Annotated in this window: 14 protein-coding genes; 8 read left to right on the forward strand and 6 right to left on the reverse strand. The window is 71.0% G+C overall.

Annotated features, from left to right (window positions below; all coding sequences use genetic code 11):
* Positions 1–39 precede the first annotated feature (39 nt).
* The 7 genes from KOI35_RS36570 to KOI35_RS36600 all read left to right on the forward strand — a co-directional run bounded on the left by KOI35_RS36570 (position 40) and on the right by KOI35_RS36600 (position 7,823).
* Positions 40–681 (forward strand): DedA family protein, encoded by a 642-nt coding sequence (locus KOI35_RS36570; protein ID WP_215793276.1) that lies wholly within the window; start codon positions 40–42, stop codon positions 679–681.
* A gap of 12 nt (positions 682–693) precedes the next feature.
* Entirely contained in the window at positions 694–2,247 is a 1,554-nt protein-coding gene (locus KOI35_RS36575) for an alkaline phosphatase D family protein (RefSeq protein WP_246614341.1), read from the forward strand.
* 44 nt (positions 2,248–2,291) lie between these two features.
* Positions 2,292–3,221, forward strand: coding sequence for a diacylglycerol/lipid kinase family protein (locus KOI35_RS36580; protein WP_215793277.1), 930 nt, complete (start codon positions 2,292–2,294; stop codon positions 3,219–3,221).
* Positions 3,222–3,258: 37 nt separating this feature from the next.
* A complete protein-coding gene (locus KOI35_RS36585) occupies positions 3,259–5,361 on the forward strand; it encodes a GAF domain-containing sensor histidine kinase (protein WP_215793278.1) in 2,103 nt (700 codons plus the stop codon).
* Between the two features lie 64 nt (positions 5,362–5,425).
* Positions 5,426–5,944 (forward strand): SigE family RNA polymerase sigma factor, encoded by a 519-nt coding sequence (locus KOI35_RS36590; RefSeq protein ID WP_308121322.1) that lies wholly within the window; start codon positions 5,426–5,428, stop codon positions 5,942–5,944.
* The gene (locus KOI35_RS36595; protein ID WP_215793279.1) at positions 5,941–6,765 is read left to right on the forward strand and encodes a hypothetical protein; all 825 of its coding nucleotides are present in this window, start codon (positions 5,941–5,943) and stop codon (positions 6,763–6,765) included. Before KOI35_RS36590 ends, KOI35_RS36595 begins: the two co-directional genes overlap by 4 nt.
* A complete protein-coding gene (locus KOI35_RS36600; protein ID WP_215793280.1) occupies positions 6,762–7,823 on the forward strand; it encodes an amidoligase family protein in 1,062 nt (353 codons plus the stop codon). The genes KOI35_RS36595 and KOI35_RS36600 overlap by 4 nt, the downstream gene beginning before the upstream one ends.
* 3 nt (positions 7,824–7,826) lie before the next feature.
* On the opposite strand, the gene KOI35_RS36605 is transcribed toward KOI35_RS36600, so the two are convergent.
* Positions 7,827–9,227: a sulfatase family protein gene (locus KOI35_RS36605; protein WP_215793281.1), complete on the reverse strand. Its 1,401-nt coding sequence runs from the start codon at positions 9,225–9,227 to the stop codon at positions 7,827–7,829.
* 67 nt (positions 9,228–9,294) lie between these two features.
* The gene (locus tag KOI35_RS36610) at positions 9,295–10,302 is read right to left on the reverse strand and encodes a phosphatidylinositol-specific phospholipase C (protein ID WP_215793282.1); all 1,008 of its coding nucleotides are present in this window, start codon (positions 10,300–10,302) and stop codon (positions 9,295–9,297) included.
* A gap of 100 nt (positions 10,303–10,402) precedes the next feature.
* Here KOI35_RS36610 and KOI35_RS36615 point away from each other — a divergent pair, with 100 nt between their 5' ends.
* Positions 10,403–12,661 carry a putative bifunctional diguanylate cyclase/phosphodiesterase gene (locus KOI35_RS36615; protein WP_215793283.1) on the forward strand — a complete coding sequence of 753 codons (2,259 nt, stop codon included), beginning with the start codon at positions 10,403–10,405 and terminating at the stop codon, positions 12,659–12,661.
* Here the strand turns inward: KOI35_RS36615 and KOI35_RS36620 are convergent.
* The 4 genes from KOI35_RS36620 to KOI35_RS36635 are packed head-to-tail and all read right to left on the reverse strand — an operon-like array spanning position 12,613 to position 15,981.
* Positions 12,613–13,185, reverse strand: coding sequence for a hypothetical protein (locus KOI35_RS36620; RefSeq protein WP_215793284.1), 573 nt, complete (start codon positions 13,183–13,185; stop codon positions 12,613–12,615). The two genes, KOI35_RS36615 and KOI35_RS36620, sit on opposite strands and share 49 nt — an antisense overlap.
* Before the next feature lie 38 nt (positions 13,186–13,223).
* Positions 13,224–14,804, reverse strand: a complete 1,581-nt coding sequence (locus tag KOI35_RS36625) for an RICIN domain-containing protein (protein ID WP_215793285.1) — start codon at positions 14,802–14,804, stop codon at positions 13,224–13,226.
* On the reverse strand, positions 14,801–15,397 hold the full coding sequence (locus tag KOI35_RS36630) for a prepilin-type N-terminal cleavage/methylation domain-containing protein (protein ID WP_215793286.1): 597 nt from the start codon (positions 15,395–15,397) through the stop codon (positions 14,801–14,803). Before KOI35_RS36630 ends, KOI35_RS36625 begins: the two co-directional genes overlap by 4 nt.
* On the reverse strand, positions 15,394–15,981 hold the full coding sequence (locus tag KOI35_RS36635) for a prepilin-type N-terminal cleavage/methylation domain-containing protein (RefSeq protein ID WP_215793287.1): 588 nt from the start codon (positions 15,979–15,981) through the stop codon (positions 15,394–15,396). Before KOI35_RS36635 ends, KOI35_RS36630 begins: the two co-directional genes overlap by 4 nt.
* Between the last annotated feature and the right edge of the window lie 6 nt (positions 15,982–15,987).

Genomic DNA, 15,987 nt, shown 5'->3' on the forward strand with positions numbered 1-15,987 from the left:
GTACACACGCGCTTCGGTTGCGCACGAGATCGTGAGCGCATGCCGCACTACCTCGACGCGGTGGCCGCCAGCCCCTGGATCCTCGCGGTCGTCTTCGTCGTCGCCGGGCTCGACGCGCTGCTGCCGTTCATGCCCAGCGAGTCGACCGTCCTGGCCTGCGGGGTCGCCGCCGCCAGCACCGGCCGTCCCCATCTCGGCCTGCTGATGGTGGTGGCCGCGGCCGGGGCGTGGCTGGGTGACGTGCTGTCCTACCGGGTCGGCCGCCGCAGCACCGCGGCCGTGACGAGGAGGCTGAGTCACCGCCGGGCGGTGGCCGTGCACGACTGGGTGCACCGCCTGCTGCACAGCCGGGGCGGCCTGGTCATTGTCTTCGCCCGCTACGTCCCCGGCGGCCGCTCGACCACCGCCCTGGCCGCAGGGGTGGTCGGCTATCCGCCCGTGCGGTTCGGCTGGTACACGGCGGCCGGGGTCACGCTCTGGTCGGTGCAGGCGTCGCTGCTCGGCTATCTGGGCGGCGCGTTCTTCGAGACCCGCCCGCTGCTCGGCCTGGTGGTCGCGTGGAGCGGCGCCTTCGTCATCACCGGGATCGCCGTGCTGATCCAGCGCCTGGCCGACCGGGAAACAGCCCTTGCCATCGGCGCCGAGAAGAGCGACCGTCGAGCCGACGCTGACGTCCACTGAGGAGGAATTCCTATGCCCACCCGCCGTCACATCCTGACCGGTGCCGCCGTGGCCGCCGGCGCTGCGGTTGTTCCCGCCACCACGGCGTACGCGGAAACCTCGGTTGATCTTTTCCCACTGGGCGTGGCGAGCGGCGACCCCTTACCCGGCGCGGTGATCCTCTGGACCCGGCTGATCAAGGCGGGTCTGACCCGCCCGGTCGAGGTGGAGTGGCAGGTCGCGCGGGACGAACGGTTCCGCCGGATCGAGCGTCACGGCCGCACCACCGCCCGGCGCGAGCTGGCCCACTCGGTGCACGTCGACGCGCGCGGGCTCGACGCCGGCCGGGAGTACTTCTACCGGTTCCGCGCGCTCGGTCAGATCAGCCCGGTGGGTCGCACCAGGACGGCGGGCAGTGCGTCCAGCCTGCGCTTCGGGATCGTCAACTGCCAGGACTTCCAGAACGGCTACTGGCCGGCCTATCTCGGGCTGGCCGCCGAGGATCTCGACGTCGTCGTGCACCTGGGCGACTACATCTACGAGTACGACCCGAGCAGCCGCTTCGCCGACCGCAACCACACCACGCCGGCCACCCCCGGCCTCGACCAGCTGGTGACGCTGGACGACTACCGGGCCCGCCACGCGCAGTACAAGACCGACCCGGCGCTGCAGGCCGCGCACGCCGCCTTCCCGTGGATCGTGACCTGGGACGACCACGAGACCGAGAACAACTACGCCGGTCTGGTCGACGAGATCGACGACACCGGCGCCAAGCTGCAGACGGTGGCCCAGTTCGCCCGGCAGCGGGCCGCCGCCTACCAGGCCTACTACGAGCACATGCCGATCCGCGCCGAGCTGCGGCCGGGGCACGCCGACCTGCGCATCTTCCGCCGGTTCGACTTCGGCCGCCTGCTGCGCCTCAACGTGCTCGACACCCGGCAGTACCGCACCGACCAGCCCGGCGGCTTCCCCGGCGACTTCGGCCTGGCCACGGCCGGCACGGCCAACATCACCGGCACGCTCACCGGCGAGGACCAGGAGCGCTGGCTCAAGCGGGGCCTCGACCACTCGCCGGCCCGCTGGAACGTGGTGGCCCAGCAGGTCATGATGAGCCGCATCAAGTTCCCGAACCCGACCGGCGCACCCGTCCCGCCGATCGTGGCCAACCTCGACCAGTGGGACGGGTACGCGCCGCAGCGCACCCGCTTCCTGCAGTACCTGGCCGACCGGCGGGTGAAGAACCCGGTGATCCTGGCCGGTGACATCCACTCGACCTGGTTCTCCGAGCTGCGCACCGACTTCGACAAGCCCGAGCTCGAGCCGGTCGCGGTCGAGTTCACCGCCACCTCGGTCAGCTCGGACTTCCCGATCGCCTTCGACGCCCCGCTCAAGCAGGTCAACCCGACGCTGAACCCGCACGTGCGCTACTTCGACGGGTCCAAGCGGGGCTATCTGCGCTGCCTGGTGACGAAGTCGGCCTGGCACACCGACGTCCGGACGGTCGACACCATCGAGGTCCGCGAGACCCCGGTCACCACCAGCGCGTCCTGGACGGTCGAGGAGGGGACGTCAGTACTGACCCGATAGGGTCGACCGGGTGTGGCCCGAGGGACCCCGATAGGGTCGACCGGGTGCGGACGAAGGAGCAGCTGACCGAGGACATCCGCGTCAAGAAGCGTGCGGTCCTGGTGGTCAACACGCACTCCCGGCGCGGCCGGCTGCTCTACGACACGGCGTTCGCCCGGCTCAAGGAGGCCGGGTTCACGCTGCTCGGCGCGACCGCGGTCGACCGGCCACGCGAGCTGCCCCGCCTGCTCGCCGAGGGCCTGGCCAAGGGGCCCGACCTGCTGATCGCGGGCGGCGGCGACGGCACGATCAGCACGGCCGGGCGGCTGCTGGCCTATCAGGACGTCGCGCTCGGCCTGCTCCCGCTGGGCACCACCAACAACTTCGCCCGCACCGCTCACACCCCGCTCGACCTCGGCCAGGCGATCGAGGTGCTGGTCAACGGCAAGGTGATCGACCTCGACCTCGGGCTGGCCGGGGACGAGCCGTTCACCAACCACGTCGGCGTCGGGCTGTCGGGTGAGGTGATGCTGCGGGCACCGCGGCCGCTGAAGCGCGCCCTCGGCAAGCTCGCCTATCCGCTGACCGCGCTCGGTCTGCTGGCCCGGCACCAGCCGTTGCGGATCACCGTACGGGCCGAGGGGCGCGAGCACGAGTACGAGAGTCACCAGGTCTACGTGGCCAACGGCGGGCACCACGCCGGTCGGCCGATCGCCGGTGACGCCGACGCGGACGACCGGCTGCTGGTGGCGTACACGGTCGGCGGTCCGAAACGCCGGGAACTGCTGGTCGAGACCGCCCGCAACGCGGCCAAGGGGCCGTCCCGCACGCTGCGGGAGGAACCGTTCCTGGCCGTGGGCGAGCTCTGGCTCGAGACCGACCGTCCGGCCCGGGTCGAGGTCGACGGCGAGCCCGGCGGCAGCACCCCGATGCGGATCGGCCTGGCCGCGAACGCGCTGCGCGTGATGGCCCCGGCCGACGCTCCCGACCGCTGAGGCTCAACTCCGGCCGGATTCTGCCGATGCATTCTTCATGACGCTTGCGGCGCCCGACCGCCTGGACATTCTGCAGGCCACCGGCCTGATGGACACCGGTCCGGTGCCCTCGCTGGACCGGCTGACCCGGATGGCGGCCCGCCTGACCGGAGCCCGGCTGGCGCTGGTGTCGCTGGTCGACACCGAGCGGCAGCGGTTCGCGAGCGGGTGCGGGCTGTCCGAGACGCTCGAGCGCGACCGCCAGACCCCACTGAGCCATTCCTTCTGCCAGTACGTGGTGATGGACGGCGCGCCGCTGATCATCGAGGACGGGCGGCTCGACGACCGTCTGCACGACAACCTGGCGATCCCCGACCTCAACGTCATCGCGTACGCCGGCTTCCCCATCCACGCCCCGGACGGGCAGGTTCTCGGCTCGTTCTGCGTGACCGACGACAAGCCGCGCCGGTGGTCGGAGGAGGACCTGGCCACCGTACGGGATCTGGCCGCCGCCACCGAGTCCGAGATCGCGCTCCGGCTCGTGCACTCCGAGATCGCGGACGACCGTGCCTTCCTCCAAGCCCTCCTGGACAGCCTGGACACCGGCGTGGCGGCCTGTGACAGCGAGGGCCGGCTGGCCTTCTTCAATCACGCCCTGCGGCAGATCCACGGCGCCGACGCCACCCCGGGCCCGCCGGACACCTGGTCGCAGAAGTACGGCCTGTACGCGGCCGACGGGCACACCCCGCTCGCGGCCGACCAGGTGCCGCTGGCCCGGGCCTACACCGGCGAGGTGGTCGAGGGGCAGCAGTTGGTCGTGCCCGCCCCGGACGGCACGCCCCGCCGGTTCCTGACCAACGCCCGCCCGATCGACACCGCCGACGGGCGCCGGCTCGGGGCTGTCGCCGCCATGCACGAGATCACCGCCGTGCACCGTTCCGAGGTGCTGCGCCGGACCCGCCACGCGGTGGCCCAGGTGCTCTCCGAGGCGACCAGCGCCGAGCAGGCCGCGGCCGGGGCGGTGGCCGCCGTGGCCGACTCCCTGGGCTGGCTGTGCGGCGAGTACTGGCAGGTCACCGAGGACCGCCGGGAGATCGTCCGGATCAGTTCGCACACCGCACCGGGCCGGTCGCTGGCCGGCTTCACCTCGGACGCGCCGCTGTCGTTCGGCCGGGGCGAGGGCCTGTCCGGCATGGTCTGGCGCACCGGGGCCGAGGTGTGGAGCGGCGGCGAGGTGCTGAACAGCATGCGGGTCGAGGCGGCGCGCGAGGCCGGGATCCGTACGGTCATCGGCCTGCCGGTGCGGGCCGGGCGCCGGGTGCTGGGGGTGATCGCGTTCTTCGTCGACGCCGACCTGCCCCACGATCCGGACATCGCCGCCGTTCTGGACACGATCTGCGTGCACCTGGGCCGGTTCGTCGAGCGCCGCCGGGCCGAGGATCTGCAGCTCGCGCTGGTGTCGGCCCAGCACGAACTGACCCGCATGCAGGACGAGCTGACCGCCCTGGTCATCCACGAGCTGCGCAACCCGATCGGGGTGATCCGCGGCTACATGGAGACGCTGCTGGAGAGCCCCGACCTGGCCGAGACCGACCGCCGCTACGCCGGGGTGGTCGACCGCAGCGCCGAGCACCTGCAACGGCTCGTCGACGACCTGCTCGACCTGGCCCGCCTGGACGCCGGCCACCTGAGCATCGACCCGCGCCCGATGTCGGCCGGCCGGCTGCTGCGTGAGGTGATCGAGAACCACCGCCCCGACGCCGACGCCAAGCAGCTCACCGTCGAGGCCCGGCTCCAGCCGCACCTGCCCGTGCACGCCGATGCCCACCGGCTGCGGCAGGCGCTGGACAACCTGCTCTCCAACGCGATCAAGTACACGCCCGCGGGCGGCCGGGTCATGGTCACGGCCGAGACCGGCGGGGACGGGGTGACCATCGAGATCAGCGACACCGGCATCGGCATCCCGGCCGAGCAGTACCCGCGGCTGTTCAGCCGCTTCTTCCGGGCCGGCAACGCCACCCGGGCCGGGATCAAGGGGACCGGCCTCGGCCTGGCCGTCACCAAGGCCATCGTCGAGGCTCACCAGGGCACTCTCGCGGCCCGCCCGGCGGTCGGCGGGGGCACGACGTTCACCGTTACGCTGCCGACCGTGGAAGCGTGATCCCGGCGGAAAAAAGTCACGAACGGGATTGCACAGAACCGGTACGGGGTGCGTCTGAGTGTTTGTGACCTTCGAGCAGTTCGCGATGGCCCGGCTCCCCAGTCTCCTGCGCTACGCGGTCGTCCTCACCGGCAACCGTGACCTGGCTCAGGACATTGTGCAGGAGGTGCTGGCCCGGGCCCAGGTGCGATGGCGGCGGATAAGCGAGGCGGAAGTTCCGGAGGCGTACGTACGGCGCATGGTGCTCAACGAGTACCTGTCGTGGCGACGCAGCTGGGCCGTCCGTCACGTGCACGCGGTCGGGGAAAGGCTGATCGACCTGGACGATGCCCGGGGTGGTGTGCGCGACCACGCCGAGGGTGTCGTCATGGCCGACGTTCTCTGGAAACGCCTGGCGACGCTGGGCCGGAAACAGCGGGCGGTCCTGGTGCTGCGCTATTACGAGCAGCTCGAGGACGACCAGATCGCCGACCTGCTGGGCTGCTCACCGGCGACGGTGCGCAGCCACGCCTCGAGGGCACTGAAAACGCTCCGGCTCTCGCCGGAGCTCATGGAACGCATTCCCGCCGAGGAGAAGTCGTGACTGAGCAGCCGCACCGCGATCAGCTGCGCGAGGCCTTTGAGTCCAACGAACACAACACCCCCGACCCGGCCGCGGTCTACGCCCGCGTGCAGGAGCTGTCCCTGAAGTACAAGCGGCGCCGGCGGGGCGCCCAGATCGCCGCCGGTGGCGTGCTCGGTGCCGGGCTCATCGCCGGGGCGATCAACCTGCCCGCGTTCCTGCCGGCCAACCAGGCCGTCACCAACACGGCGGCCGGGCTGCCGGCCGCCGCGCCCGCCACCTCGGCGTCCGCGTCTCCCAGCACCGAGAACGAAAACCTGGACGCCTACACCGAGGCCGGCTACGGCTACGACGACGCGGGCAAGCTCGCGAAGCTGTGGAAGATGAGCGACGACGACCGGATCGCGGTCAAGGCCGAGGCCGGCCGCCGCCTGCTGCTCGGCGAGACCCTGCCGATCCAGCCGTCGCCCGACGCCCCGGTCGAGGAGGAGACGATCTCCCCGACCCAGGAGAAGCAGTTCCGGGCGTTCTTCGAGGCCGGCTACTCCTGGACCGAGGCCGAGAAGCTGGCCAAGATCTGGAACATCAAGGACCCGTCCGACGCCAAGCTCGAGGCCGGCAAGCGCCTGCTCGCCGGTCAGACGCTGCCGGTCAAGCCGCAGAAGGCCAACGTCACGGCGGCCCTGGAGGAGAAGCGGGCCAACGCCTTCTTCCGGGCCGGCTACGACGTCTCCGACGCGGTGAAGCTGGCCAAGATCTGGAACCTCAAGGACGCCTGGGGTGCCAAGGTCGAGGGCGGCAAGCGGATCCTGGCCGGTCAGACCCTGCCGATCCAGCCGTGACCCCGGGGTTGCGCCGGCGCATCGGCTTCGAGATCGAGCTGATGGCTCCCGCGGGAGTCAGCCGGCGCAGCCTCGCCGACGACCTGGCCGCCCGCACCGGCGGCCGGGTCCGCCCGGTCTGGCACCGCGACAGCGAACCGTCGCTGGTACCCGGCCTGGGCCGCTTCCTCAACCTGACGCTGGGCTTCGCGGTCGACCGGCCGGACGGGAGCCCGCTGTGCACCCTGGTCGACGACATCACCCTGATCGACGGCCTTGACCCGCGCACTCCGGCCCCACCGGGTTGGTACCGCGTGCTCAGCGACGATTCCCGCCTGCTCGGCCTGCTGGCTTCACGGTGTGATCCGGCCGCGCCGCTCGACACCGTGCTCGACCCGGCGGCCGCGTTGTGGGACGTCAAACCCGAGCTGATCGGCGACGTCGTCCGGCTCGACGACGCCGGCGGCAGCACGATCGCGCTGGCCGCCCCGGCCGGTGGCGAGCGGGAACGGCCCTGCGAGATCGTCACGCCGCCGTTGGCCGCGAACCATCACGAGGCCCTCGACGAGCTGCTCGGCCCGGCCCGTGAGCTCGGCTTCACCGTTCCGCACGAGGCTGCCGTGCACCTGCACTTCGACGGCGGCCCGTTCCGCCGGCCCGAGGCCCTGGCCAACGTGGTGCGGCTGTTCGCGCGCTGGCGTGAGCCGTTGCGGGCGCTGCTGCAGACCAACCCGGCCTGCCGCCGCCTCGCCCCGCTGCCCGAGCCGCTGGTCGCCGCCACGGCCGGCCGGCCCGGGTGGGGTGAGCTCCGTCAGGCCGCCGACGACGGCGAACTGACCAAGTTCTTCGACATCAACCTGACCCAGCTGTTCGCCGAGCGCCCGATCCGCGACACGGTCGAGGTCCGGATCCTGCCCGGCGCGATCGACGCCGACGCCGTGGTCAACCGGGCCGCCCTGGTCGAGCTGCTGCTCGAGCGCTGCCTGGTGTCGTCGTCGCTGCCCGAGGCCGACCCCGACCCGGCCGCGGCGGCCGAGCAGCTGATGCACTTCGCCGCCGAGGCCATGGCCCGCCGCTGAGCTCTAACTGCTGGTCGACAGACGAATGAGCTCGGCGTGCAGTTCGGCGACACGCTCGGCCGGCAAGGAGGATGCCTTGTTGGCCAGTTCGTCTGGGTCGGTCCGGCGGTCGTAGTACTCCTTCTCGCCGTTCGCGTATTCCACATACGTGTAGTCCGGCGTCCGCAGGGCGGTGTAGGTCGGCGGCATGCCACTGGCCTTGTTCTGCTTGTCGGGGTCGTCGGGGGCCACGCCCGGTCCGTGGTGCTCGACCAGCCCGGTGGTCTTCCAGCCGTCGGCCGCGCCGTCGCGCAGCAGGGGAACCAGGCTGCTCCCGTCCACCGCCGATCCCGGCTTGACCCCGCCCAGCTCTTCGAAGGTCGGCCGCAGGTCGATGTTCTGCACCATCGCGTCGACCGTGGCGCCGGCCCGCACGTCCGGCCCGGCCATGATCAGCGGCACGTGCACGTCGTGGTCGAAGGCGGTCTGCTTGCCCGCGGCCAGCCGGTGCTCGCCCAGGTGGAAACCGTTGTCCGAGCTGAACACCACGAGCGTACGGTCGGCCACCCCGGTCTTCTCCAGGGTCTGTCGCAGCGACCCGAGCATCCGGTCGATGGACAGCACCGACTGGGCCCGTTTGCGGTAGACCCGGTCGATCGTGGTCTTCTCCTGCTCGGTCAGCGGCGGGCGCGACGCCAGCCAGGACGGCGCGTCGGCCGGCAGCTTGTCGAACGACGGCCCGCGCGGCGCCTTCAGGCCCGGGAAAGCATCGACATCCTGCGGTGCCGGCGTGTAGGGGCCGTGCGGCGAGAACGTCGACACCTCGAGCAGGAAGGGGTCGTCGCCGGACGACGTGATGAAGTCGGTCGCCTTGCGCTCGAGCACCGAGGTCAGGTAGTCCCGCCCGTAGTGCTTGACCGTGCCGTTCTCATTGAGGTCGTAGTTGTACTGGCCGTAGGCGTTGCCGGCGACGTCCCACTCGGTCCACCCGGGGCGCACGCCGTCGCGGCCGGGCTGATAGCCGTTGAGATATTTGCCCATCATCGCCGTGCGGTAGCCCGCGGCCTGCAGCGTGGTGGCGAAGGTGTCCTTCTCCTGCTCCTTCGCGAAGACGCCGAACCCGCCGTCGCCGCTGTTGGTGAAGACCCCCGTGTTGTGCGGGTAGCGGCCGGTGAAGATGGACGACCGGGACGGGCAGCACAGCGAGTCGGTCACCGTGTACTGCGCGAACGTGGTGCCGTCGCCGGCCAGCGCCCGCACGTTGGGCATGTGCTGGACGAGGTTCATGGACAGGTCGTCGGTGAGCACCAGGACGACGTTCGGGCGACCCGGTTGGGACTCGGCTTTCGACGGGCCGGTGCAGGCGCCGATCAGCAGTCCGGCTGCTGCCAGCGCCGCCCCGGCCCGGAACAGTGCGATCCTCATCGTGGCGACGCTAGGCCGCCGTGCATCGATGACGGTCAGGACGACGTACGGGAAAGGTAAATGCTCCTCAGTTGTACGAGATGATCTTGTTGATCAGGGCGCCGCCGGGGAAATCGAGCATGATCACGCCCGTACGGGAAACCGGGGTGTGCACTTCCGGGCCCTCGTTGAGGTAGGTGAGCAGGAACGGGTTGACCCCCTGCACGCCGAACGCGCCGCCCGCGACCTGCTGCGGCTGGGCGAAGATGCTGGCCCCGCTGGCGAAGTTGACGTACATCTTCGAGCGGTCGCCGGCGCTGGTCCGGTCCAGGAAGCGGCGCACCTGATCGCGCTTGGTGGCGATGGCACCGACGTTGGGCACGTTGTACTCGTCCTGCACCCACTCGGACGAGCCGTCGTGCCAGCCGGCGAACTGGGCCAGGCCATAGCGCTCGATCACCCCGCCACGCGGACCGTTGAGCACCGCCAGGACCAGCTTGCCGCGGACCTGGCCCAGCGTCGGGGTGTCCGCCGCGGCCGACCGGCTCACCGAGGGCGTCCAGAAGAGCGAGGAGCGGTTTCCCGCGTACGCGTCGAAGATGTCAGCAAACGCACGCTGACCGCCGGCGTCCGTGCAGGAGCCGATCTGCCCCGTGCACTCCTGCTTGAGCCGCAGCACGACCGTCTCGCCCGGGTGCGCGGCCAGGAACTCGGCCAGCCGGGCCAGCACGTCGTCGAAGTTGGCGTTCTGATAGGTGGCGCCGTGGTGGATGGTGAAGGTGTTGCCCGCGTTGACCCGGAGCCGCACGTCGATCATCCGGATCCCGGCCCGCAGCTGCGCGGTCAGCGTGTGCGCGCTGTCGCCGTAGTTCTCCTGGGTCTGGGTCAGCGCCCCGCCGTGGATCGACAGGGTCTCGTGCGTCCCGGGAATGGAGAGCGCGGCCAGGCTGGTCGCGTCGGGGAGTCCCCGCATCCAGTCGGGGTTGGTGGCGGAGCTGAGGGTCCGGTAGGAGCTGTCGGCCGCGAACGCGGGAGCGGGCGCGGCGAACACGACGACGGCGGCGGCGGTGAGGGCGGCTGCGAAGGCTCGTTTCACGACGCGGACGATAGCGAGACTCATCGATGCAGCGGGGGGTTCGGGCCACACTTTGCCCGTTTGGCCCTACCTGTCGGGCTTGCCGCGAGAAAATGTCGGAATGGTTGGCCGAGCGTGGTGGTGGCCCCTGCTGGCCGTCCCGCTGCTGGTCGCCGGCTGGTTCCTGCCCCTGCAAGGTCAGCTCCTGACCTACGCCGTGGCCGCCGGCAGCTCGACGGTGGCGGTGGCGATCGGCATCCGCCGCAACCGTCCGGCCCGCCCGGTCGCCTGGTGGCTGCTGACGTCGGCGATGGCCTGCTCGACGATCGGCACCCTGATCTGGGCGGCCGCTCCGGGCAGTTATCCGCCGCACGGCGACGAGGTCTCGATCGTCGACGTCTTCTACGGCCTGGCCTATCCGCAGATCGCGATCGGGCTCACCCTGCTGCCCGACCGGCGGACCGGCATCTCGCGCTGGGCCCGGCTCACCGACACCGGCATCGTGCTGATCACCGCGCTGGTGCTGGCCTGGGTGCTGCTCTACGACCCGTACGTGCACGACGCCGCGATCCGCGTCGCCACCCCCTCGATGGAGCTGCTGCCGTTCATCGACGCGCTGCTGGCCGGCATGGCCCTGCGGCTGCTGGTCGTGCAGGCCCGGTTCACCCGGGTCCACGCCGTGGTGCTGTTCGCCACCTTCGTGATCGCGCTCTCCGACGTCCAGTATTTCCTCGCGGTCATGCACGGCCGATGGATCGCCGGTCCGGTGCTGAGCATGGCCGGCTGGTGCGTCGCCTTCGTCCTGATCGCGCTGGCCGTCCTGCATCCGGCCGCGGGCGCGCCCGCCCCGGCGACCGCGGCCCGGGTGCACGCCTGGCGCACCGTCCCGCTCAACGTCGCCCTGGTGGTGGTCGGGCCGGCCACGACGCTGTACACCATTCTCCGCCGCTGGGACGAGGCCGGCCTCGACCCGGACGACGTCATTGTGCCGCTCCTGCTGACCGGGATCGTGTCGGTGCTGCTGGTGCTGCGGATGGCCCTGGCCACGCACGTGGCCGAGGAGCGCGCGGCCGAGCAGGAGGCGATGCAGGAGTCGATCCGGCGGATGGCCGTGCACGACACGCTGACCGGGCTGCCCAACCGGCTCCAGCTCGAACAGCAGCTGGCCGGCGCGCCCCCGGACCAGGCGCTGCTGCTGCTCGACCTGGACGGCTTCAAGGACGTCAACGACCGGCTGGGCCACACCATCGGCGACGAGCTGCTGGTGGCGGTGGCCGAGCGGCTGCTGCCCGTGGCCGGGGCGGGCGAGACGCTGGTCCGGCTCGGCGGCGACGAGTTCGTCCTGCTGGCCCCCGAGTCCCGGGCCGGCGAGGTGCTGGCCGCCCTGCGCCGGCCGATCGAGGTCAGCGGGCACGTGCTGCACATGACCGGGACCGTCGGGATCCGCCGCCGGGACGACGGCGCCGGTGCCGACCAGCTGCTCAGCGACGCCGACCTGGCCCTGTACGCGGCCAAGGCCGAGGGCCGGGACCGGTTCGAGGTGTTCGACGCGCGGCTGCGCCGGGAGCAGGCCGAGCGGATCCGTACGGTGGAACGCCTGCGCGAAGGTCTCGAGGCGGGCGAGTTCACCGTGCACTACCAGCCGATCGTCGCGCTGCGCGGGGGTGCGCCGGTCGCGTTCGAGGCGCTGGTCCGCTGGACGCCGCCCGGGCAGGACCCGATCGGGCCGGACCGGTTCATCCCGGCCGCCGAGGACAGCGGGCTGATCGTCGGGCTGGGGGAGTGGGTGCTGCGCCAGGCCTGTGCCGACGCCGCGCCGTGGTACCCGACCTACGGCACGACCATCAGCGTCAACGTGTCACCCCGGCAGCTGGCCGAGCCCGACTTCGCCGACGTGGTGCGCCGGGCCCTGACCGGCAGCGGGCTGCCCCCGGAGGCACTCGTCCTGGAGATCACCGAGGGGGTGCTGGTGCGGTCGGGGGCACACGCCGAGCTGACCCTGGCCCACCTGACCCGGCTGCGCGCCGACGGGGTCCGGGTGGCCATCGACGACTTCGGCACCGGCTATTCGTCGCTCGCCTATCTGCGGGACCTGCCGATCGACATCCTCAAGATCGATCGGTCGTTCATGCCGGACGACTCGTCCGACGCCCAGCAGACCGCCCTCGTGCGGGCCGTGGTCGACCTGGCCCGCAGCCTGCGGCTGGTGACGGTGGCCGAGGGCGTGGAGACCGCGCAGCACGCCGACCTGCTGCGCACGCTGGGCTGCGACCGCGGGCAGGGCTGGCTGTTCGGCCGCCCCGGTCCGGCCCCGGGCGCGGCGGACCTGCTCTACGACTGGCGGGACGGATCGGTGCCGGTCGGGAGGAAGTCGCCGTAGACGTGCAGGGGGCGGCTCGCGTCGGCGTACACCTCGTACGTGTCACCGACGGCATCCCGGTCCTTGGCGGCGCCGCCGAAGCGGACCGTGATGTCGTAGCCGCCCGCGGGCAGGACGTGCTCGTGGCGCAGCGCCAGGTGGTAGAGCAGCGCGTCGTCCTGGGTCTCGGCCGAGATGACGACACGGTTGCCGGGCACGGTGGTGGTGACCTGACCGAGGCTCAGCTCGTCGGCGGGCGCGATCCGGACGGTCAGGTTCAGCGTGGTCAGATCTTCGAGCGTGCGGAGGGTGACCACGTGGCGTCCGGCGCCCCGCTGCGAACCGCCGGACCAGAGCGGGCCGTTCTCCACCCTCGTCGCGCGGATTTTCGTCCGTACGGGCGACTCGGCCGGCGCACCGGTGACCCGGGGGAGGCCGACATCGTGCAGCCCGGCGTCGGCCATGGCCCACTGCGTGAAACCACTGAAGGCCAGCACGACGGTCACCACAGCGGCCGCTGTGGCCAGGCCCCACCTACGCCCCACAACGCCTCCCCAGGCCTCGCTATCGGCGCGTGAGGTTATCAGTTCGCCGTCGCCGGGTTCTCGTTGATGTCCTTGAGCGCCAGCGCCTCGATCACGTTCTTGTCGGCGTTCCATTTCTGCAGCGTGGAGCCGTCACAGTCGGCGACATAGATCTTGCTGATCTGGTTGACCGCCTGGAACAGGTCGGGCGGGCTCGCCGCCGGGTCCCGTGGCTGCAGGCACTTGCCGTTGACGTCCCTGATGATGTAGCTCGTCGCGTACAGCTTGGTGCGGCCGTAAACGGTCCACTGCTGAGCCGGGGTGCCGTCGCAGACCTTGGTGGTCACGTACTTGTAGAGCGCCGTCGACAGCGGGCTCTGCAGGCAGTAGGTGACCGCCGTGTAGGTCATGGTGATCGTGCCGGTGGCGTGGTTGGCCTCGGTCGCGTTGATCGACTTGTCCGAGTCGCCGGGGAACGCCGGCAGCGTGTACCGCTGGTTCCACAAGACCTTGTTCGGGTTCGGGTTCTGCTTGCAGGGCCAGGCGATCATGTGGGTCGCGTTCGGGTTGGCGCCGGTGTCGTCCAGGCAGCGGCCGAACTGGTTGTAGTTGATCAGCTGGCCGATCGACCGGCCGACGTCCGAGGCGGCCTGCCCGGCGCCCACGTTGGCATCGGCCGAGAAGGTGCTCACGTTGTTGTACGAGCCGTTGCACGACCTGGTGATGATCAGGTAGCTGCCCGGCGTGTCGGCGGTCTGCACGTTGAAGCAGAAGCCGTCCACGTCGGTGCCCGTGCTGTTCGCGCCGACCAGGTTGGCCGAGTCGTTGAAGCTCCACATCTGCCGGTAGAGCGAGGGCCGCGTCGTCTGGCACGGCTGCAGGAGGACCTGCGCGCCGGTGGCGTGTGTGCTTCCGGCGTCCAGGCACATCCCGTACGGGAGCGCCTTGGTCTGTGACGAGACCAGCTGGATCTGCAACGTGGAGGTGTAGGCCCAGGTCTGCGCGGTGCTGCCCGCGCTGCACAGTTGCAGACGGGCCGGGACGGCGGCGGCCGGTTCGCCCGAGCCGGCGTCGATGCACAGGTCGTTCAGCGTGGTGTCGCCCCGGTAGACGTGGATCAGCCCGCCGAGAATGTTGGCGTTCTCCAGGTGGAAGACGTACGTGCCGGTGAGCGTGCGCCGGGAGATCCGGCCCTGGTACGAAGCGGTGCCGACGGACGTGAAGGCGGCATACGACGGCACGTCCCGGGGGCCGTCGGCGGGCGTGCAGGGGATCCGGTGCGCGCTCAGCCAGGTCGCGTCGGTCCCGTGGCCCTGCGGGTCGGCGTCGTAATAGGCGACCGACACGCTCCACGTGCCGGTGCTGCCGTTGCCGACCGAGCCGGTGATCGGGTCGCACTGCAGCTTCGTCCGGTCGCCGCGGGTCTCGCCGTCGCGGTTCAGTCTGGTCGAGGCGCGGATCTGCCCGAGGCCGGCCTCCAGACCGGACTGGGCCGCGTGCAGCGCCATCACCCGCCGCGCGTCGTAGCCGGCGCTGCCGATCTGGCTGATCACCATCGTGCCGAGCACGCCGCTGAGGGTCAGGCCGACGACCACGACCAGCATGGCCAGGGGCATCGAGCCGTGGTCATCACGTTTCACGACGCCACTCCGCGGGCTTCGGTACAGGTGGAGACGTCGTCGGCGGTGGACGTCGCGTTGAGCGCGGTGAAGGTCACGTCGGTCTCCTGTGTCGAGCTCGCCCGGCCGCCACCGGCCACCGACCTCATCGCGAGCGTCATCCGCTGATAGCGGGAGCCGGTCAGGCTCTTCCGGTCGGCCGCGACGACCGTGAAGGGCGTGGTCGCGACGATGTCGGTGGCCAGCACGGTCCATCGCGACGGGGCGAGCGGGACCGCGTTCTTGGTCCACGTGCGACGCTGCACCTCGCGGGTCGTGCTGTTCAGGCGCAGCTCGACGCAGGTGTCGGCGCTGCCCGAGCTGAGCAGGTACTCCACGTACCAGTCGCGGCCGACCTGACCCGGGTTGCTGATGCTGCGGGCGTACCGGATCTCGGTGTCCAGCCGCGTGTACATGGTCTCGATCTGGCGCTGCGCCTCGAACGACGCCTCGACATGGCTCGTCGACCGGTAGATCTGGGCGATCGCGGTGGTGGCCAGGGCGCCGGCCACCGTCATGATCAGCATCGCGACGAGCACCTCGATCAGGGTGACGCCGTCGTCGTCGCGCTTCATGATCCGTCGTTCGGGTTGAAGAGCGGCTCCTCGGTGTTCCTGGCGATCAGCTCCGAGGTGACGTACGAGCAGGCATCGTCCCGGCAATACTTGTCGGTCCAGGTGACTGCGACGATGACCCGGTAGAACGCGGGCCCGGTGCCACTGGCCGAGCAGGAGCCGTCGGTGTTCCGCGTGCACGACCCGATGTACCAGTTCTGCCGGTACTCGATCCCGCTCAGCCGCAGCGACCGGGCGGTGGTGGGCAGGGCGGCGGTGGCACCGCTGCCGGCCGGGGCCGACTCGTCGAACTCCATCGTGTCGGTGAGCAGGCCGGACACGCCGGTCACCGGGTCGTTCCACTGGGCCAGCGAGCTCGACTTGTCGCGTCCGGTGAGCATGGCGCTGACCTGGAGGGCGCGGACCCGTTCCATGGCGTCGCCGGCGGCCTGGATCGCGGCCTGCCGGTCACCCTGCTGGTGGATGATGCGCATGCTGATCACGAAGAACGACGACAGCGACAGCATCACGACCGAGATGATCGAGACGCTGACCAGTACCTCGATCATCGTGAAGCCGTCGTCCCGGCGGCCGCGTCGTGCCATGTCGGC

Origin of the sequence: Paractinoplanes bogorensis (assembly GCF_018829635.1) — a bacterium.
Taxonomy (GTDB): Bacteria; Actinomycetota; Actinomycetes; order Mycobacteriales; family Micromonosporaceae; genus Actinoplanes; species Actinoplanes bogorensis.